The organism is Hymenobacter duratus (assembly GCF_014698995.1).
GTDB lineage: Bacteria > Bacteroidota > Bacteroidia > Cytophagales > Hymenobacteraceae > Hymenobacter > Hymenobacter duratus.
Genome location: NZ_JACWZZ010000001.1, coordinates 87,577 through 107,296 on the forward strand (window position 1 = coordinate 87,577; position 19,720 = coordinate 107,296).

Here is a 19,720-nt window from a genome sequence, read left to right on the forward strand (position 1 = left end):
TATGCCTACGCCGGCCACCTGGATACTGGGAATACTGCTGGCCGCCGAGCTGCGGATTCCAGCGCCGACGGCCGGGACAGGGGAGGAGGGGAGTAGTTGGCGCGTAATGCCGGCTACTTCTGCAAATGGCACCGTACATACGCCTGCGGTTATTTCCGGCGTTGCTACGTACTTGCTGCCAGATACCAGCCGCCGCGCCGCCGCGCCCGATACGCTGGCCCAACGCCCTGCGCTTGTTCCTGACACTACCCCTGTGGTGGATGAGGACAAGCCAACCCGCAGAACAGCGCTGTTTACGGCGCTGGCCATTGCGGTGCTGACTATTTCCACGCTTCTGCTCTACAATGTCCGCTCGCGCTAATCTTTTTCTCCTGTTTTCGGTGGCGGCTGGTGTGGCGGGCTGTGCCTCTATCAGTTCGCCGCAGGGTGGCCCGCGCGACGTGACGCCGCCTAAGCTGGTCAGTTCTTCGCCGGCCAATGGTGCCCGCAACGCACGCACGCAGGAAATACGACTGGTGTTTTCGGAGCCTGTGCAGGTGAAGGATCTGCAGAAGAACCTCATCATTGCGCCCACCATTGCCGAAGACAACAAGTACAAGGTACGCGAGGAGCGCAACGCCATAACGCTGCTGTTTGAGAAACCGCTCGAGGAAAACACCACGTACTCGTTCAACTTCGGCACCTCTATTTCCGATATTACGGAGAGCCTGCCCGCAGCCGAGGCCACGGTGAGTTTCAGTACCGGGGCCGTACTGGACTCGGGCGCGGTACAGGGCACCGTCCGCGACCTGCTGACCCAGAAACCGGCTGATGCCGCCGCGGTACTCCTCTATCCGGAAGCTGATACGGCAGCCTTGCGCAAGGGCAAACCCTATTATCTGGCCCGCACCGACAAGGCTGGCGCTTACAAACTGCGCAACCTGAAAGCCGGCCGTTACCGTCTCTATGCTCTGGCCGATAAAAACCAGAACACCCGCTACGATGAAGGGGAGAAAATAGCCTACCTGCCCCAGCCGGTCACCATCGGTCCACGCCCCGATACGGTTCAGTTGGAACTGGTACGCCCCGATGCCCGCCGGCCATTGGTGAGCGGGCAGCAGGCAGCTCCTACTCAATACCGTGTCAGCTACAACGAAGGGTTGCGTACCGCGGTGCTGGCCCCCCTGGGCGGCGCAACTACGCCGGCCTTGTCTGAAACCATCCAGCTAGCAGAAGCAGGCCGCACCGTCGCGCTTTTCCGGACTGCAGCTCTCACGGAAGGCCGCTACCTGCTGGCTGCCACCGATAGCGCCGGCAACACCGGCCGCGACACTATCAACGTGAAGTTTCAGGGAACTGCCCCAAGTCGCCGCCCACCTATCTATTCGGTAGAAGGCAATCCGCGCGAAGTGTACCGGCAGGGTGAAGTCCGCTACATCTTCACGGAGCCTGTCCGCATTGCTGCGGGCAAGTCCTTCGCAACTCTGCAGGAAGACTCCACGGCCCGCCGGCCGCTGGTGCTCGGTACTGATGGCACCCTGAACCCCGACCGGTCGCGCCTGACGGTACAGCTCAATACCAAGGCCAAATCCAGCCTCACGCTGCGCCTCGATACAGTCAACCTCACCACCATATCGGGGCAGCGGCTGGCCGCAAAACCGTTGCGGCTGCGTGTCACGGAACAATCCGGAACGGGCAGTCTGGCAGGTACCATTCAAACCAAGTACAAACGCTACGATGTACAGCTGCTTGATGCGCAGGGTACCATCGTCGCCACTCTAAACAGCCCCCGCGCCACCTTCCGCTTCGACCGGATGGCCCCAGGCGCCTACACCATCCGGGTCCTGATTGATGCCGATGCCGATGGCCGCTGGCGGGGTGCCGATCCTAAGTTGTTGCTGCCTCCTGAGCCGGTATATCTGCTGCCCCAGCCGGTGCAAGTGCGCGCCAACTGGGAAGTAGAAGATCTACGCCTCGCATTTTAGCTAAACGTTCTTCGCAAGAAGCCCTGCCATTACCGTATTCGGTGGTCGCAGGGCTTTTTGCTGCGCTGTAGTCTGCGGCCTCTAGTAGAGTGTCCGCCTAGAGCTACTCATGCTTTCTTCCTCTGATTGTGTTTTGGTTTCTGCCTTCAAAGGGACGAGTCCAGGGCCGTGGAACATTTTTGAAAGCTACTTACTCGAACCAAAATCCACGAATACGGGCTGCAACGGCTGTTTTAAGCTGCACACCATGTTCCACGGATTCCTATCCGGCTACGCCATACACCAGAGAACAGAGGCCGCAGGCGCAGTTTTCACGGCTTTCCACATTCCTGATGAGCGGTTTCCGGTTACTGAGAAGGGTTTTAGGCATCTTTCCACACCTATTCCACAGGTTTTTCCACTCTTAGTTGGCCAATGGGCTTAATCTGTGGATAATACTGCCACAACCTGGGGATAACCCGTGGAGAAAAATAGGATAAGTTTTTTTGGGATTCTCCGGGCTGCCGCACCCCCTTTTCTCTGTCCACAGCGTGTGGATACACGTGGACAATCCACACCCGTTTTCACCACAATCCACATAGCCCCTATGCTGTGAATTGTGGATTAGTGGATAAGCTATGTGGATTGTGAAAAACCTATTTAACTATCTCTTATACATTACTTTACTATCAACATACCCTGTTGATAGACGGTGCATAAACCAAGAGCTGTACACAAGTTATCAGCCCTGTGGATTACTCTTTCGGATTGTCCACTTATAAACAGCCCTAACGACAGAGATTAAAAAGATTTCTTAAAATTTCTTCTTTTAAAAAGTTATTAACCCTGTGGACAAGTCAGGCCTCAAAAAAAAAGAGGCGCCGCAAAAAGCAAAGCGCCGCAGGTACTCCGGAAAAGCTAGCGAAACAGTGCGGCCATCCTGCGGACCAATTTGGCGTACACAGCGTGCGCCTCTCCCGCTTCGTATGCCATTCAACTACAACCAGGATTTCCGTTCTCTCAACTTGCGCCAGCACCCCGAGTTGTACCGCGTGGGCAAAGGTGAGCAGGGCGTGCTACTGGTACAGCCTTATAAAGGCGAGATTCTACCCCACTGGCGCTTCCGGACCCCGGCTGTGGCCCGGGAGTCTTCCGAAACAATTTACGGGCTATTTGAGGCCTATCTGAAGGCAAACGATTTTGTGGGTGCCGATATGGCCCGCAAGTTTCTGCAGATGGGCTTCACGCGGGCCCGGCGCTATGCCAACCACCAAGGCGGCAAAAAATACGATGGTCCTGTGCCGGCGGATAAAAAAGGCCAGAGCGGAGCTCACGGCCGCCCCGAGCTGCCTCGCACTCCTGAAGACCCCGAGAAAGCGGAGGCTGCAGCCATCTTTAAGCGCAAGTGGGATGAGGCTAAGCAGCATCCGGAGTACCTGCGGCAACGTGCCGAATTTGAAGCCCGCTACGGGAAGTGACCCCGCATTGGCTACCTTTACTCTCTCCAAGCATCACCTCATTCCCCAGAGATATGACCCCCACTACCCCGACGCCTTCAAGCACCGACGAGAACGAAATCATTCTGGGTACCGGCATGGGCCCCCTGCGCTTTGGAGCTACCATGGACCAAGTGCGCGCCCTGATGGGGGAGCCTGAAGAAATTGAAGAGTCTGAAGACGATGACGAGTTCGAGCACCAAGCCTGGAACTACCTCGAGGAAGGCTACTCGCTGTACTTCGACCGGGAAGACGACTTCCGCCTGAGCTGCATCGAAACCGACCACCCCGGCATGCGCCTTTACGGCGAGAACATTCACGGCAAATCACCGGAGCAGATTCAGGAACTGATGAGCCGCCACGGCCACGAGTCCAGCGAAGTAGAGAAGATGGATACCGGCGAAATGCGCATCTCCTACGAGAAGGAGATGATTGACCTTTACTTTGATGAGGATGAGCTGCAATTCGTGAATTTCGGCGTCTTCATCTCTGAGGACCTGGACGTGCAGTGGCCTGCCTAACGCACGGTTATCCACAAAAACTGCAGAAATTACTGTGGATAAGTGGATAAGTGTCTGATTTGGTACGTATTTAGCTGCATAAGGCAACAGAAGAGCAGGAGTTATCCTCATTCTCTGCGTCTAGGAAAACAAAGCCATAAAAAAAAGCCGCTCTTGCAAAAGAGCGGCTTTTTGTATTCAGCTAAGATACTGCGTTCAGGATTCGATGCACTAAACTAGTCTACGAAGGCTCGGAATAGGAGGAACAACCCACCTGACAGGGCCATGGTGACGGGCAGTGTCAGCACCCAGGCAAGCGCAATGTTGCGCACCATCTGCGGGTTCAGATTCTTGATGCCGCGGTTGGCTACCATGGAGCCGGCAATGGCCGACGACAGCACGTGCGTGGTAGACGAGGGCAGGCCGTACCCGGTAGTAGCCCCAATCATGACGGCGGCTACGAGCTCCGAGGAAGCGCCCTGTGCATAGGTCAGGTGCTCCTTGCCGATACGCTCACCTATCGTCTTCACGATGCGCTGCCAGCCTATCATGGTGCCCAGGCCCAGCGAAATAGCTACCATCAGCGACACCTGCCAGGGGGCATAGTCCGTGAAGGTGCGCATCTGGGCAATACTGTCCTCGTACGTCTTGCGGTCGGCGGCGCTGAGAGGAATTCTTTCGCTTGCTACCAGTTTTTTGGCGCGGTTATACAGCAGCAAAATAGCTTTACGGATTTCGAACCGAGCCTGCTCCGGCAGTTGTTTTACGTTGGTTTTGCCCGCAAAAATCTGGTCCAGCGTAGCCGTTTGGGCCTGCACTTCCGTGAGCAGCTTCCGGTCGGCGGCACTCAGTTCGGTGGTATTCAGCTTCTGCATCACCTGCTCTACCCGGCCCAGCGAGTCGCGCATGTCCAGCGGGTTGAGGTTGTGGTTAAGCGCAAAATGCACCGGCACAATACCAATCAGGATGAGCATAATCAGGCCTACGCCCTTCTGCCCGTCGTTGGAGCCGTGAAAGAAGCTCACCAGCGTACAGGTAGAAATCAGAATCAGGCGAATCCAGATGGGTGGCGGCTTGCGCTTGTGCGGCTCCTTGAAAATAGCTTTGGAACGCACGAAGCGCTTGAGCAGAAACATCAGCCCAATGGTGAGCGAGAAGCCCAACAATGGGCCTACAAGCAGGGCAATACCGGTTTCACCGGCTTTGCTCCAGTTCACGGCTGCGTTCTGGCCACCGGGTAGCAGCGAAAACGCAATGCCCACACCCAGGATAGACCCAATCAGGGCATGCGAGGAAGACGAGGGCAGTCCGTAGTACCAGGTGCCCACATTCCAAATGATGGCCGCAATAATCAGGGCGCCTACCATGGCAATGCCATGATACACGTTCTGATCGACGAGGCTTTCGACGGGCAGCAGATACACGATGCCCATGGCCACGGCAATGCCACCGGTAAGTACGCCAATGAAGTTCCAGAACGCCGACCAGACCACGGCCACCCAGGGCCGCAGCGAGTTGGTGTAGATGACTGTCGCTACGGCGTTGGCCGTATCGTGGAAGCCATTGACAAATTCGAACGCGCAGGCCGCTACCAGACAGAGAATTAGCAGCAGCAGCACGTGAGGCTCTAAGCCAAACATAAAAAGGAAATTGGTGAGTATTCGGTTTTCATCATCCAAAGGTAGAGCTACCAGAGGCGGGGCAAGATTATGAAATTGTTACGGAGCGCCCACCGCCTCCGGTATTGAGGCGCTAAACGCAGGAATATTCAACAAGTTGAGTTAAGTGGCAGCACAAGCCCGCGCATGCGCTACTTTTGCCTTTCATCGTAGTAACGGAGAGCCTGAGAGCAGCGCATAGAAGTCCGGCGCTTCGGTTGCGGCTTCCAGAGGCTGTGTTCCGGTTTTCCCATCTACATTCCTTATTCTTCCATGAGCACCACTCCCCAGAAAGCGCCCGCTGCCACCACCGAAGGCACCCTGGCTACTATCGTTTCGCACGCCAAGGAATACGGATTTGTATTTCCCTCCTCTGAAATATACGATGGGCTGGCCGCCGTCTATGACTACGGGCCCAACGGCGTGGAGCTGAAAAACAATCTCAAGCAGCTCTGGTGGAAGGCCATGACGCAGCTCAACCAGAACGTAGTGGGCATTGATGCGGCCATCTTCATGCACCCGCTCACCTGGAAAGCATCCGGCCACGTCGACGGCTTCTCGGACCCCATGATTGACAACCTCGACAGCAAGAAGCGCTACCGCGCCGATGTGCTGCTGGAAGACAAGGCTGCCGAATACGAGAAGAACAACGAGCTGGCCCGCGCCGAAACCCTGCTGGCCGAAATGGGCCGCCTGCTCACCAGCGAAGACCTGGCTGGCGTGAAACAGCTCATCATTGATGAGAAAATCATCTGTCCGGTTTCCAAAACCAGCAACTGGACCGATGTGCGCCAGTTCAACCTCATGTTCTCGACGCAGGTAGGAGCTGTGGCCGAAGACTCCAGCAAGATTTACCTGCGGCCCGAAACGGCCCAGGGCATCTTCGTGAACTTCCTGAACGTGCAGAAATCGGCGCGGATGAAGGTGCCGTTCGGCATTGCCCAGATCGGAAAGGCCTTCCGCAATGAGATTGTGGCCCGGCAGTTCATCTTCCGCATGCGGGAGTTTGAGCAGATGGAAATGCAGTTCTTCGTGCGCCCCGGCACCGAAGGCGAGTGGTACGATACCTGGAAAGCCACGCGCCGCCGCTGGCACGAGGCGCTGGGCCTGCCCGCCGACAAGCTCCGCTTTCACGACCACGACAAGCTGGCCCACTACGCCAAGGCCGCCGTGGATATCGAGTATGAATTCCCGTTTGGCTTCAAGGAAATTGAGGGCATCCACTCCCGCTCCGATTTCGACTTGATGCAGCATCAGGCCCTATCGAAAAAGAAGCAGCAGTACTTTGATGCCGATATTGACCCCGAAACCGGCAAGGCATACGGCAACTACGTACCGTTCGTGGTAGAAACGTCCGTGGGCGCCGACCGCCTATTTCTGGCTACGCTATGCCAGGCCTACACTGAGGAAACTATTACGGAAGGCGAAGGCGAAAAGGAGCAGACCAAAACGCGCACCTTCCTGAAGCTGCACCCGGCCGTGGCCCCCATTAAAGCGGCCATTTTCCCCCTGGTGAAGAAGGACGGCATGCCCGAAAAGGCCGAAGAAATCTTCAACAGCCTGCGCCACGACTTCCGCGTGATAATGGAGGAGCGCGACGCCATAGGCAAGCGCTACACCCGCCAGGACCTCATCGGCACGCCGTTCTGCATCGTGGTAGACGGCCAGACCTTGGAAGACAATACTGTGACCGTGCGCCACCGCGACTCGCGCGAGCAGACCCGTATGCCCATTTCGGAGCTGCGCGGCTACATTGGCGAGGCCGTGAGCTTCTCGCGGATTTTCGAAAACCTGTAGAGTCCGCCGCGCTGCATAGAGCAGAAGTAGAATAATTTTTTTAGTATCGGATATAATAATTCTCCGGTTTCGGTAAGATTCTTGCTTACTGAGGCCGGAGAATTTTATTGCGTTTTGGTGCGGTATCAGCGCCCTATCGGTTCGCATATTTTTTCGGTCTGACTTTTTCTTCTTCCACTTTATAGTTTCTCTATGCCCTTCTCTACCCCTTCTGAGCGCCGGCCGCTCAGTTTGCCGCGTGTGCTGGCTGCCCTGAGCTTATTGGCCGCTGCGCCGGCTACAGCCCAATCGGTGGCTCCTAAAGTGGCTGCGCCTACCGAAACCCGCCAGCTGCAGTTTGTGGCCAACCGCAACCAGTGGGCCAAGCCCGTGCTATTCGCGACGGACGTGCCTGGTGGCCGCCTGTTCTTGGAGCGCGGCCGTCTGCTGCAGGCGCTCTACGACACAAAAGCCGTGGAAGAGCTTCACCACCACAAGCCCGATGGCAAGGACCACCGCATAAAGGCCCACGCGTATTCCGTGACGTTTGTGGGGGCCAACCAGCAAGCCACAGTGCAGGGAGAGGCCGAAACCGGCGAAATCAGCAACTACTTTCTGGGCAAGGACCAGAGCAAGTGGGCAACGAATGTGCCGTCGTTTGGGGAGGTGCGCTACCAAGGGCTCTATCCCGGTACCAACCTGCGGTTCTATACCAACGACAAGCACCTGGAGTACGATTTTGAGCTGGCCCCCGGAGCCGATGCCAAGCTGATAAAGCTGCGCTACGAAGGCCAGCAGAAGCTGAGCATCGTGAAAGGCGCGCTGCAGATTACCACTTCGGTGGGAAACGTGGTGGAGCAAAGCCCCATAGCCTACCAGCTGGTGAATGGGCAGAAAATAGGCGTGCCCTGTGAGTATGCCCTGAGCAAGGACAATACCTTGTCCTTCGCCTTCCCGAAAGGCTACAACCGTACCCAGCCGCTCATCATCGACCCGATTCTGGTGTACTCTTCCTACTCGGGCTCTTCGGCCAGCAACTACGGCTACACGGCCACCTACGATGCGCAGGGCAACCTGTATGCGGGAGGCGTGGTGTTTGGCACGGGCTACCCCACCACCACCGGCGCCTATGACGTCAGCTTTGGCGGCAGCCAGGACTACGGTATTATGAAGTTTAACCCCACCGCTACTACCCGGGCTGCGTCGCGCGTGTATGCCACCTACGTAGGCGGTGCCTCCGACGACCACCCGCACAGCATGGTGGTGGATCCGGCTGGCAACCTTGTTATTCTCGGCACCACGAGCTCCTCGGACTTTCCTACTACCACGGGGGCTTACGACAGGACTTTCAACTCCGGGGCCGATATCGTGGTTTCGAAGCTGAACCCGACGGGTACGCAGCTGCTGGCTTCCACTTTCTTCGGCGGAAGCGGCGTCGATGGGCAGGTTACCAGCTCGCTCGACAACAACTACAACGACACCTACCGCGGCGACGTGACTACCGATCCGCAGGGCAACATCTACCTGGCCACCCTGACGGCTTCTACCAACTTCCCGGCTGTTAATGGCTTTCAGACGACGAAAAGCGGCGCTTCGGATGCCGTAGTTGCCAAATTCAACTCCGGCCTGACCGGCCTGACCTGGAGCACGTTTCTGGGTGGTTCCGGCGAAGACGCCGCCTACTCGGTGCAGGTAGACAGCACGGGCACCGTGTTTGTGAGCGGTGGCACCACCAGCACCAACTTCCCCGGCACCATTGGCGGCCTGCACCCGCAGTACCGGGGCGGCAGCGCCGACGGCTTTGTGGCCCGGCTTTCCTCCGCCGGCAACGACCTGTTCCAGGCCTCCTACATCGGCACAACGGCTTACGACCAGGCTTATTTCCTGCAGCTGGACCGGCAGGGGGATGTATACCTGTTTGGCCAGACGGACGGGACGTACCCAGTGACTACCGGGGTCTATTCCAACCCGGGCAGCCCGCAGTTCATTCACAAGCTCAACCGGACTCTTACTTCTACGCTGTTTTCGACGGTAATAGGAAATGGCAGCACGGGCAATTCCAATATTTCGCCCACGGCTTTCCTGGTTGATAACTGCGGTCAGATTCTGCTGTCCGGCTTCGGCGGCAACATTGCCAACATGCCCATCACGCCTAACGCTATTCAAACGAGCTCCACGGGCTCGTCGGGCGACTTTGGCTACTTCTATATCATGCAGCTCTCGGCCAATGCTGGCGGGCTTGTGTACGGCACCTATTTCGGCAACGGCAGCTGCCACGTAGACGGCGGCACCTCGCGCTTTGATAAAAAGGGCATCATCTACCAGTCGATGTGCGTGGGAAGCGGCTCCACTACTCTGCCAACAACGCCCAACGGCTGGTCGGCCACCAACAGCTCCAGCTGGAACAATGCCGCCTTCAAAATTGACGTGCTGCAGCTGGATGCCACGTTCACGCCGTCTAATATTCCCGGTGGCTCACGACTCCGGACGGGTTGTGCGCCGCTCACGGTGTTCTTCACCCGGCCTTCCGTTAGTGGGACTTCCACCACCTGGAACTTTGGCAATGGCCAGACCTCCAGCAGCGCGACACCCATCGTAAACACCGTTTATACCACGCCCGGCCGCTACATCGTGCGCCTGACGGTTACGGACCCATCCAACTGCGTGCAGAGCGCCACGGCCACTGATACCATTGTGGTCTATGGCCTGCCTCGCGCGGCGGCCGGCCCCGATAAAACCATCTGCGGCGGCGGTTCCGTAACGCTGTCGGTGCCCGATGCCGGTCCGGGCGTTACGTACTCCTGGTTCCCGCCACTGGGCCTGAATACCACTACCGGCCGGACGGTAGTGGCCTCGCCTGCGGCCACCACCTTCTACGTCGTAACGGCCAGCAACATCAACAACTGCACCGGCACCGATACGGTTATCGTGAACGTGTCTCCGCGCCCGCAGGTAACGGCTATTGCCAGCACGCCTAACGAAGTGGTAGGTGCGCCCGTCACGTTTACGGCTTCCGCTACGGGGGGCACTGTGAGCAGCTACACCTGGGACTTCGGCGACGGTACCACCGGCACCGGCGCTTCGGCCACGCATTCCTACACCTCGGCCGAGCCAAACGGGACTACTTACCAAGTGCGCCTGACGGCCAAATACGGCCCCGATGGCGGCTGTGAGGAAGTCCGGACGCTGACCGTATTGGTGCGGGGCATCCAGAAGCCCAACGTCATTACGCCGAACGGCGACGGCAAAAACGACACCTTCCGCCCATTCCTGACCTTCCAGCCGGTGAACATTCAGATTTTCAACCGCTGGGGCAAAAAGGTATTCGAGCAGAGCAACTACACCGATGGCTGGGGCAAAAGCAACGTGCCCGGTGGCGTGTACTACTACCTGCTGGAAAGCAGCACCGGCGAAACCTGGAAAGGCTGGGTGGAAGTAGTCCGCTAGCTCTCCTGATTCTTCCATCCAACAAAAAGCCCCTGAACGCATTGTTCAGGGGCTTTTTGTTGTCATATGCGGCAGCTAGCTGTTGCCGAGCCAGTCGGCCGCTTCACGGCGCGAGGTGAAATAGTTGAACTCCACATGGGCCGGTGGGAGCGTAGTGGCACTGGCGGCCAGTGAATTGCCAATCTGGTACTGATACTGCCCCTCCGACACGACAGCCGCAATAAACAGAGGCCGCGTCTCGTAAGCTGGCAGCACGCTGGCCAACGGTGGCAGCAACTGCTCAAACTCATCATCGGTAGGGGGGCGTTCCGCTTCAGATCCAGCAGTAGCTTGCCCACATTGTGTTCCACCATCTGTTCCAGCGCCTGTTGGTACGCCATGCCGAACGAAACGGAAAGCTGGGTAGCATTGTAGCTCAGCTGCAGAATTTCGGAGGTCGGATGGTACGTCAGCGACACTTCGGGCGTGTGGAATAGATTCATAGATTAACCAGAAAAATTTCTACTATATCTGGACTAAAACACAATTTTGTATTTTGCCAAGTGCTTGAATTTCGGCTGTTTACGCTGATTTTAGCATTGTGAGTTGTCTATATTCTGTTAAATATTTCCGCTTTTCCAAAAAATAGCGGCTTAGCGCTCTGCCGGGCAGGTAGCAGGTTTGTGCCTCACAGCGCCTTACCTGCGGCGGGTTGCGTACCTTTGCTGCATTTTAGCAGCCTATGTGGAGAAACCTCGCCCTGTTTGTCATCAAGAACCGCCGACTCCTGATTGGACTGCTGGCGGCCATCACCGTGTTCATGGCTTGGGAAGCCCGCAAAGTCGAAATGACCTACGACTTCGCCCAGGTGGTGTCGCCCGACGACCCCGACATGGTGTACTTCCAGAAGTTCAAGCAGACCTTCGGCGAGGATGGCAACGTGCTGGTGCTGGGCATGCAGGACAGCTCTGTCTACCGGCTTGGCAACTTCAACGAGCTGCGTGCTCTTACCGATACGCTCAGCAAAGTGCAGGGCGTGAGCGGCATTCTGGGCGTTACGCGGCTGCCCAAGCTGGAAAAGGACACAGCCACCCAGACGTTCCGGGCGGTGCCTATCTTCCGCAACTTCCCGCAGACGCAGCCCGAACTCGACTCGCTGATGCGGGTAGTGAATGCGCAGGAATTCTACAAAGGCCAGCTGATTTCGCCTACTACCGGGGCCACGTTGCTGGCGCTTACCATGGACCCTAAGTTCCTGAATTCCAGCAAGCGCGAAGGCGTGATGCAGGAAATCCTGGGCCATGCCGAGCGGTTTCAGAAGAAGACCGGCATCAAAATGCACTACGCCGGCCTGCCCTACGTGCGGGCCACCATGACCACCAAAGTAGCTTCGGAAATGAAGCTGTTCGTGGGCCTGACCATCGGGATGATGGCCCTCACGCTGCTCATGTTCTTCCGCACGTGGTCGGCGGTGGTGTTTCCGCTGCTGATTGTGCTGATTGTGGTGACGTGGTGCATCGGGAGCATGGTGCTGCTGGGCTACAAAATCAACCTGCTTACGGGCCTGATACCGAGTATTATCATCGTTATCGGCATCCCGAACTGCACCTACCTGCTCAGCCGCTACCACTACGACTACCGCAAATCCGGCAACCAGGTACTGGCTATGGCGCGGGTAGTGCGCAAAATCGGCCTCGTAACGCTCATGAACAACACGACCACGGCCATCGGCTTCGTGGTATTCTGCTTCACCAACATTGCCATTCTGTTCCAGTTTGGGGCGGTGGCTACGCTCAACATCTTCGTGGCCTTTGCGGTATCGTTCATCCTGATGCCGATTGTGTTTACCATTCTGCCGCCGCCCACTCCCAAGCAGCTGGAGCACCTGGAAGCCAAGCCGCTCATGAAGCTGCTTGAGTTTTTCGACTACGTGGTGCTGGAGCGCCGCCGGACCGTCTACCTCACGGCGCTGGCGCTGGCCGTGCTGGCTTCGGTTGGAGTAAGCAAAGTGCGCTCAGTGAGCTACATGGTGGACGATTTGCCCAAAGATTCGTCGGTAAACTCGGACCTGAAATTCTTCGAGCAGCACTTCAACGGCGTGATGCCGCTGGAGCTGGTGGTGGATACGGGCAAGCCCAAAGGCCTGCTCAAACTCAAGAATCTGGAGCGGATAGACCGGCTGGAAAACTACCTGCGCACCCAGCCCGTGCTTACGTCACCGGTTAGCGTCGTGACGTTTCTAAAGGCTTCCACGCAGGCGTTCTACAACGGCGACCCGCAGTACTACCGCCTGCCCGACAACGACGAGAAGAACTACGTGTTCAGCTACCTGGCCCGCTCGCAGTCCACGGAAGGCAGCGAAGGGCAGCTGACGAGCAAGCTGCTGCGCTCCTTCACCGACAGCACCATGCAGAAGGCGCGCATCTCGCTCAAAATTGCTGATATCGGCTCGCACAACCTTGATACGCTGATCAACAACCGCATCCGGCCCGAGATTAACAAGATTTTCAACGGTACGGGCACCGATGTGAAGCTGACGGGCACCACCATCATTTTCACTAAAGGCAACGAGTTTCTGATTGGCACGCTCAAATCGAGCTTACTGCACGCGTTTCTGTTGGTGGGGGCAGTCGTCCTGATTCTGTTCCGCAGCATCCGGGCGGTGTTCTTCACGCTGCTGCCCAACTTCTTCACGCTGCTGCTCACAGGCGGTATTATGGGCTACTTTGATATTCCGCTCAAGCCCAGTACGGCCCTCATTTTCAGTATCGCGCTGGGCATTGATGGCGACAACTCTATCCATTTGCTGGCGAAGTTTCGGCAGGAAATGGCCGCCAACGGCCGCCGGGTGAAGGCCGCCATCAGTACTACGCTTTCGGAGGCCGGTACCAGCATGATTTACACCAGCATTGTGCTGTTTTTGGGGTTTCTGGTGTTTGCTTTCTCGGAGTTTGGTGGCACCAAGGCGCTGGGGCTGCTCATGTCGGCCAGCCTGCTCATTACCAACTTCTCCAACCTGATTCTGCTGCCCTGCCTGCTGGTTACCTTCGAGCACGGTAAGGACGAGGACGTCATCGACCAGTCGGGCATCAAGCATTATGACGACAACTACCACGAGGAAGACGACGACCTGGAGCTGAACCTAAGCCGCATGCAGATGCAGCCAAAACTGAACGGTTAACAAGCCTTTACCACTCAATTCCACCGTCATGCTGAGCTTGCCGAAGCATCTCTACCGCTTCGTTCTCACGACTGAGTTAGTCTGAGGTAGAGATGCTTCGGCCAGCTCAGCATGACGTTCTGATACAACGACCCTCCCCACAAATGAACTACCCCGAATTCAAGCAGCCGCTCAACTACGGCCAGGTCGGCACCGATATCCTGGCGTGGTGGAAGCAGAACGGCATCTTTGAGAAAAGCGTGAGCACCCGCGAAGGGCAGCCCACGTTCGTGTTTTACGAAGGCCCGCCCTCGGCCAACGGCGCCCCCGGTATTCACCACGTGATGGCCCGGACGGTGAAGGACATCTTCTGCCGCTACCAGACGCTGCTGGGCAAGCAGGTGCACCGCAAAGGCGGCTGGGATACCCACGGCCTGCCCATCGAGCTGCAGGTAGAAAAGGAGCTTGGCATCACGAAGGAGGATATCGGCAAGAAAATCAGCATCGAGGAGTATAACCAGCGCTGCCGGGAGACTGTCATGCGCTTCAAAGCCCAGTGGGACGACCTCACCGAGAAAATGGGCTACTGGGTGGACCTCGACGACCCCTACATCACCTTCGAACCCGAGTACATCGAGAGCTGCTGGGCCCTGCTCAAGAAGCTCTACGACAAGGGCCTGCTCTACAAAGGCTACACCATCCAGCCGTACTCCCCGGCCGCCGGTACCGGCCTGAGCTCCCACGAGCTGAACCAGCCCGGCACCTACCGCGACGTGAAGGACACCACCGTGGTGGCGCAGTTCAAGGTGAAGCGCGACGAGAAGTCGGAGCCGTTGTTCGGCAACGTGCAGCTTGATGAAGTGCCCCTGGCGGCCCTCTACGGCGACAATGCCTTGGAGCCGGACGTGTACATTCTGGCCTGGACGACTACGCCCTGGACGTTACCCGCAAATACAGGCTTGGCCGTGGGTAAGAATATCAGCTACGTATTGGTGCGCACTTTTAACCCATACACCTACACGCCGATTCGAGTGGTATTGGCCGAAGCGCTGGTAGGCAAGTACTTCTCGGAAAAAGGGAAAGATGCTTCGCTGGAAGACTTTAAAGCTGGGGACAAAGTGTTGCCTTGGCGCATCGAAAGCACCTTCAAAGGTGCCGACCTCGTGGGCATCAACTACGAACGTCTCTTCGGTCACGAAAAAGGCTTCCCGGCGTTTGAAAACGAGGAAAACGCCTTCCGCGTGATTCCCGGTGACTTCGTAACCACTGAAGATGGTACCGGCATCGTGCACATCTCGCCCACGTTTGGCGCCGACGACTTCCGGGCTGCCCAGCTGGCCGGCGTGCCCGCTTTGCTGGTAGCCGACGAAGAAGGCAAGCTCGGCCCCATCGTGGACCGGACGGGCCGCTACGTGGCCCAGATGGGCGAATTCGGCGGCCGCTGGGTGAAAAACTACGACGGCCACGACGAGTCGGGCGCCGACTACAAAACCCTCGACGAAAGCATTGCCATCCGTATGAAAGGCGACGGCACGGCCTTCAAAGTGGAGAAGTACGAGCACACCTACCCGCACTGCTGGCGCACCGACAAGCCCGTGCTCTACTACCCGCTTGACTCCTGGTTTATCAAAACCACGGCGGTGAAAGACCGGCTCATCGAGCTCAACAAAACCATCAACTGGCAGCCCGCCAGCACCGGCACCGGCCGCTTCGGCAACTGGCTGGAAAACCTGGTCGACTGGAACCTGAGCCGCTCGCGCTACTGGGGCACACCCCTGCCCATCTGGCGCACCCAGGACGGCTCGGAGGAAATCTGCATCGGCTCAATCGAGCAGCTGAACGCCGAAATCGAGAAGGCCGTGGCCGCTGAAGTCATGACCCAGAACCCCTACCAGCTGGTAGATGGTAACTGGGTGATGGCCAACGGCTCGACGGACCAAACCGCCAAAATCGACCTGCACCGGCCCTACGTGGACGACATCTTCCTGGTGTCGCCCTCGGGCCAGCCCATGTACCGCGAAACCGACCTCATCGACGTGTGGTTTGATAGCGGCGCTATGCCCTACGCCCAGTGGCACTATCCGATTGAAAACGAAGGGCAGTTCCAGAAGAACTTCCCCGCCGATTTCATTGCCGAAGGCGTGGACCAGACCCGCGGCTGGTTCTTCACCCTGCACGCGCTGGCCGTGATGTTGGAGGACTCGGTGGCCTACAAAAACGTGATGGCCAACGGGTTGGTGCTGGACAAGAATGGCAACAAGATGAGCAAGCGCCTCGGCAACGCCGTGGACCCGTTTGCCACCATCCAGCAGTTCGGCCCCGACGCCACGCGCTGGTACATGATTGCCAATGCCCAGCCCTGGGACAACCTCAAGTTCGACGTGGCGGGCATCACGGAGGTGCAGCGCCGCTTCTTCGGCACGCTCTTCAACACCTACTCGTTCTACGCCCTCTACGCCAACCTCGACGGCTTCCAGGCCCGCGAATTCGACCGCACGCCGCACGCCGAGCTGAGCGAGCTGGACCGCTGGATTCTGAGCAAGCTTCAGTCGCTGATTCTGGAAGTGCGCGGCCACTACGACAGCTACGACCCCACGAAGGCCGCCCGCGCCATCCAGGATTTCGTGACCGACCAGCTCTCCAACTGGCACGTGCGCCTCTCGCGCCGCCGCTTTTGGAAGGGCGAGCTGACCGCCGACAAGCGCGCCGCCTACGAAACCCTGCAGGAATGCCTGGTGGTAGTGTCGCAGCTGATGGCCCCGATTGCGCCCTTCTTCGCCGAGTGGCTCTACCAGAACATGACCAACGGCATGCGCGCCGAAGCCATTGAGCGCAACACCCCGCTGGCTGCCGAATCGGTGCATTTGACACTGTTGGTGGAAGCCGATGAGGCCCGCATTGACAAGGCTTTGGAAGAGCGTATGGAGCTGGCTCAGCGCATTTCTTCGCTCACGCACTCGCTCCGCAAAAAGTCGGTGCTGAAGGTGCGCCAGCCGCTCCAGCGCATCCTGGTGCCGGTATTCAACGAGTCCACCCGCGCTCAGGTAGCGCTGGTGGAAGACCTGATCTGCGCCGAGGTGAACGTGAAGCACGTGGAGTTCCTCGACGATGCCAGCGGCGTGCTGGTGAAGTCGGTGAAGCCCAACTTTAAGCGCCTGGGCCAGCAATACGGCGCCAAATTGAAAGCCGTAGGGGCCCGCATCCAGCAGATGAGCGCCGAGGAAATCAGCACCCTCGAAAAAACCGGTCAGCTGGCCGTGGAAATCGACGGCGAAGCCTACACCCTGGCCCCCGACGACGTGGAAATCCGTACCCAGGACCTGCCCGGCTGGCTGGTCGCCACCGACGGCCCCCTCACGGTGGCCCTCGACGTGACCCTGACCGACGAGCTGCGCCAGGAAGGCGTGGCCCGCGAGCTGGTGAACCGTCTCCAGAACCTGCGCAAAGACAGCGGCCTGGAAGTGCAGGACAAAATCCGGGTGACGCTGGGCCAGCAGCCTGAATTGGAAGCCGCCGTGCAAAGTTTCGGCAGCTATATCCGCGAGGAAGTGCAGGCCCTGGCCCTGGATTTCGCGCCGGAAATCAGCGGCGGCTCGGTACTGGAATTTGACGAGTTTTCTGTGCCCGTGTTATTGAACGTGGCAACTGCCTAAGCCTCAGGAGCCAACCGCCGCCTCAGAAACGGCGGTTGGCACACCGGCGCACAAAGAGTTTTCGAAGGATCTTTATTCCGCCCAAAACGGCACAAACCGCCCTTCCAAACATATACCACCGGTCCGAAGCAGCGGTCTGCCACCCAGCAGCCAAGTCTAAAAATCTTCGTCACTTTGTGCCACGAGAGGGGAGAGGGACAAGTTCTGACAAGACGTCAGCCCAGCGTCTCACTTCTCACTTCTAGCCTCTCACCTCTATAGAATGAAGTACTGGAAATACTACCTGGTGGCCCTGTTGGTCATCGTCATTGATCAGCTGTCGAAGTGGGCGGTGCACCGCTATATGCCCATGGGAATGCCCGGCGAAGTCCCTGTTTTAGGCGACTGGTTCAAGCTGCATTACACGCTGAATCCGGGTATGGCCTTCGGGGTAGAGCTGCCGGCACCGTATGGCAAAGTCATTCTCACGCTGTTTCGGCTGCTGGCCGTCACGGGTATCAGCTGCTACATCTACCGGCTCTGGAAGCAGCACGCACCCAGCGGCCTCATTTTCTGCATTTCCCTGATTCTGGGTGGTGCCATCGGCAACCTCGTAGATTCCATTTTCTACGGCGTGCTCTACGACAATGCCCCTTTTAATGCCCCCACGCCCTGGCTGCACGGCCAGGTGATTGATATGCTGTTTGTGGACTTTCCCGACGGGTTTTTCCCGGCTTCCTGGCCGTGGGTAGGAGGGCAGATCATACCGGATTTCCCCATCTTCAACATTGCCGATTCCTGCATTTTTATTGGAGTAGTCCTGATTCTGCTGTTCCAGAACCGTTTTTACAGCACGGAAGAAGATCAAAAAGCCCACCCCGTAGCTGCCGACGACCCCGCCGCCGCCCAGGCCCGCCAGGACGCTGAAGCTTCGGAAGTTGTGTAGCAGTTGCGTTTCTGCCTGAAAACGGCCCGCTGGAATCGTTCCGGCGGGCCGTTTTTGTTGTAGCGTGAAGTCTTTGTTTCACGTTCCCGCTATGTGGTTGGCGCGTTGTGCTCAACTTCTGCTGCGACACATCAAGCAAGCACTTCGTGCTACATTCATTTTACAATTAGAGCTTGGTTTCCTTCGTCAGCATGTTCTACAGGCACATACTTCTACAATGTCCTTCGTTTCACACTAAAGAAAAACAGAAAAGAAGCTAAAATCAAAACTGTATAGAGTATATTAGACGCTCATGGAATATGCTAAAACGCATCGTAAAAGTTACTTAATATGAGCAAAAACCTAGTCCCAATAATAGGCATAGCATTGTCCATTATGGCTTGTAAGAAAGAGTCTTCGAACGTAGTAGCACCAGCACCAACAACTCCTGCGGTGGCACCGACAGCTGATTTCACCTACTCAGGTGTGCTACAGAATATGACTCCCATCGCCTTCACAAGTACCTCGGTAGGAGCTGATACTTACAACTGGAAATTTGGTGACGGTAGCACCTCAACGGAACGAAATCCGATACACACCTTCCGTAAATCCGGTGTTCGTACTGTAGAATTGCAGGTAACCGGTCCGACCGGGATAGGCACTACTACGAAATCTATACCGTTGGCATTAGCAGATACAATGTCCATAATAGCCACTTCTCTGACAGGTAATTACAGAATGACGAAAAAAGTCTATCATCAATATGCACTTCTCTATCCTTATACTTCTTCTACTCAAACTACTCCGTGTGATATAGTTCTTGTAGTCACGAGGAATAATATGAATATAAAAATAGATAGTAATGAGCCTGATATGAGGTTACTTAGCTCGTCGGCATTGTTTTCGAGTGCAAATCCTGGCAATCTGTATTTCCGATACTTTGGTTTTAGAGGTACATCAGCTAGTAATAGAGATGAAGCATACTTCAAACTGGGGACAGACAGCTTGATTTATTACAGTGGTTATGGTGGTAGTGGAGGCGGTTCTTGGTCAATGTATTATGGTAAAAAGCAATTATAGATAATGGTCTTGGTAGAAATTTAAAATTATAACCACATAGATTTAGCATTGCGCTACCATTCTCTTGTGAGCGTTGATTTGAAGCCGCTAGGTTATATGGCGCCGGCTGCCATAATTTCTCGGA

At 56.9% G+C, this 19,720-nt stretch carries 12 protein-coding genes; 10 read left to right on the forward strand and 2 right to left on the reverse strand.

Annotated elements, in window-relative coordinates; genetic code table 11:
* The first annotated feature begins 1 nt into the window (after position 1).
* The 4 genes from IC231_RS00365 (at position 2) to IC231_RS00380 (ending at position 3,960) form a co-directional block, all read left to right on the forward strand.
* Positions 2–361, forward strand: coding sequence for a hypothetical protein (locus IC231_RS00365; RefSeq protein ID WP_190782656.1), 360 nt, complete (start codon positions 2–4; stop codon positions 359–361).
* Complete coding sequence (locus IC231_RS00370) at positions 345–1,964, forward strand: Ig-like domain-containing domain (RefSeq protein ID WP_190782657.1); 1,620 nt, start codon at positions 345–347, stop codon at positions 1,962–1,964. The genes IC231_RS00365 and IC231_RS00370 overlap by 17 nt, the downstream gene beginning before the upstream one ends.
* A 965-nt stretch (positions 1,965–2,929) precedes the next feature.
* Complete coding sequence (locus tag IC231_RS00375) at positions 2,930–3,421, forward strand: DUF4385 domain-containing protein (protein ID WP_190782658.1); 492 nt, start codon at positions 2,930–2,932, stop codon at positions 3,419–3,421.
* A 53-nt stretch (positions 3,422–3,474) separates the two neighbouring features.
* Positions 3,475–3,960, forward strand: coding sequence for a hypothetical protein (locus IC231_RS00380; RefSeq protein WP_185888202.1), 486 nt, complete (start codon positions 3,475–3,477; stop codon positions 3,958–3,960).
* Positions 3,961–4,175: 215 nt separating this feature from the next.
* On the opposite strand, the gene IC231_RS00385 is transcribed toward IC231_RS00380, so the two are convergent.
* Positions 4,176–5,579, reverse strand: a complete 1,404-nt coding sequence (locus IC231_RS00385) for an inorganic phosphate transporter (protein ID WP_190782659.1) — start codon at positions 5,577–5,579, stop codon at positions 4,176–4,178.
* Between the two features lie 291 nt (positions 5,580–5,870).
* On the opposite strand from IC231_RS00385, the gene IC231_RS00390 reads away from it, so the two are divergent.
* Together IC231_RS00390 and IC231_RS00395 are read left to right on the forward strand one after the other, a co-directional pair.
* Positions 5,871–7,394: a glycine--tRNA ligase gene (locus IC231_RS00390; RefSeq protein ID WP_190782660.1), complete on the forward strand. Its 1,524-nt coding sequence runs from the start codon at positions 5,871–5,873 to the stop codon at positions 7,392–7,394.
* Between the two features lie 192 nt (positions 7,395–7,586).
* On the forward strand, positions 7,587–10,820 hold the full coding sequence (locus tag IC231_RS00395) for a DUF7948 domain-containing protein (RefSeq protein ID WP_190782661.1): 3,234 nt from the start codon (positions 7,587–7,589) through the stop codon (positions 10,818–10,820).
* A gap of 75 nt (positions 10,821–10,895) precedes the next feature.
* On the opposite strand, the gene IC231_RS00400 is transcribed toward IC231_RS00395, so the two are convergent.
* Complete coding sequence (locus IC231_RS00400) at positions 10,896–11,075, reverse strand: hypothetical protein (RefSeq protein WP_190782662.1); 180 nt, start codon at positions 11,073–11,075, stop codon at positions 10,896–10,898.
* Between the two features lie 466 nt (positions 11,076–11,541).
* Between IC231_RS00400 and IC231_RS00405 the strand changes: the two genes are divergently transcribed.
* From IC231_RS00405 to IC231_RS00420, 4 genes are all read left to right on the forward strand, one after another.
* Positions 11,542–13,980 (forward strand): efflux RND transporter permease subunit, encoded by a 2,439-nt coding sequence (locus tag IC231_RS00405; RefSeq protein WP_190782663.1) that lies wholly within the window; start codon positions 11,542–11,544, stop codon positions 13,978–13,980.
* Positions 13,981–14,123: 143 nt separating this feature from the next.
* Positions 14,124–17,612: an isoleucine--tRNA ligase gene (gene ileS, locus IC231_RS00410; protein WP_190782664.1), complete on the forward strand. Its 3,489-nt coding sequence runs from the start codon at positions 14,124–14,126 to the stop codon at positions 17,610–17,612.
* Positions 17,613–17,874: 262 nt separating this feature from the next.
* Positions 17,875–18,537: a lipoprotein signal peptidase gene (locus IC231_RS00415; protein WP_190782665.1), complete on the forward strand. Its 663-nt coding sequence runs from the start codon at positions 17,875–17,877 to the stop codon at positions 18,535–18,537.
* Between the two features lie 330 nt (positions 18,538–18,867).
* Positions 18,868–19,596 carry a PKD domain-containing protein gene (locus IC231_RS00420; protein WP_190782666.1) on the forward strand — a complete coding sequence of 243 codons (729 nt, stop codon included), beginning with the start codon at positions 18,868–18,870 and terminating at the stop codon, positions 19,594–19,596.
* Positions 19,597–19,720: the final 124 nt, after the last annotated feature.

Excerpts from the sequence above, each read along its gene's own strand:
- IC231_RS00365 (WP_190782656.1), top strand. The coding sequence starts at position 2 with ATGCCTACGCCGGCCACCTGGATACTGGGAATACTGCTGGCCGCCGAG.
- IC231_RS00370 (WP_190782657.1), top strand. The coding sequence starts at position 345 with ATGTCCGCTCGCGCTAATCTTTTTCTCCTGTTTTCGGTGGCGGCTGGT.
- IC231_RS00375 (WP_190782658.1), top strand. The coding sequence starts at position 2,930 with ATGCCATTCAACTACAACCAGGATTTCCGTTCTCTCAACTTGCGCCAG.
- IC231_RS00380 (WP_185888202.1), top strand. The coding sequence starts at position 3,475 with ATGACCCCCACTACCCCGACGCCTTCAAGCACCGACGAGAACGAAATC.
- IC231_RS00385 (WP_190782659.1), bottom strand. The coding sequence starts at position 5,579 with ATGTTTGGCTTAGAGCCTCACGTGCTGCTGCTGCTAATTCTCTGTCTG.
- IC231_RS00390 (WP_190782660.1), top strand. The coding sequence starts at position 5,871 with ATGAGCACCACTCCCCAGAAAGCGCCCGCTGCCACCACCGAAGGCACC.
- IC231_RS00395 (WP_190782661.1), top strand. The coding sequence starts at position 7,587 with ATGCCCTTCTCTACCCCTTCTGAGCGCCGGCCGCTCAGTTTGCCGCGT.
- IC231_RS00405 (WP_190782663.1), top strand. The coding sequence starts at position 11,542 with ATGTGGAGAAACCTCGCCCTGTTTGTCATCAAGAACCGCCGACTCCTG.
- ileS (WP_190782664.1), top strand. The coding sequence starts at position 14,124 with ATGAACTACCCCGAATTCAAGCAGCCGCTCAACTACGGCCAGGTCGGC.
- IC231_RS00415 (WP_190782665.1), top strand. The coding sequence starts at position 17,875 with ATGAAGTACTGGAAATACTACCTGGTGGCCCTGTTGGTCATCGTCATT.
- IC231_RS00420 (WP_190782666.1), top strand. The coding sequence starts at position 18,868 with ATGAGCAAAAACCTAGTCCCAATAATAGGCATAGCATTGTCCATTATG.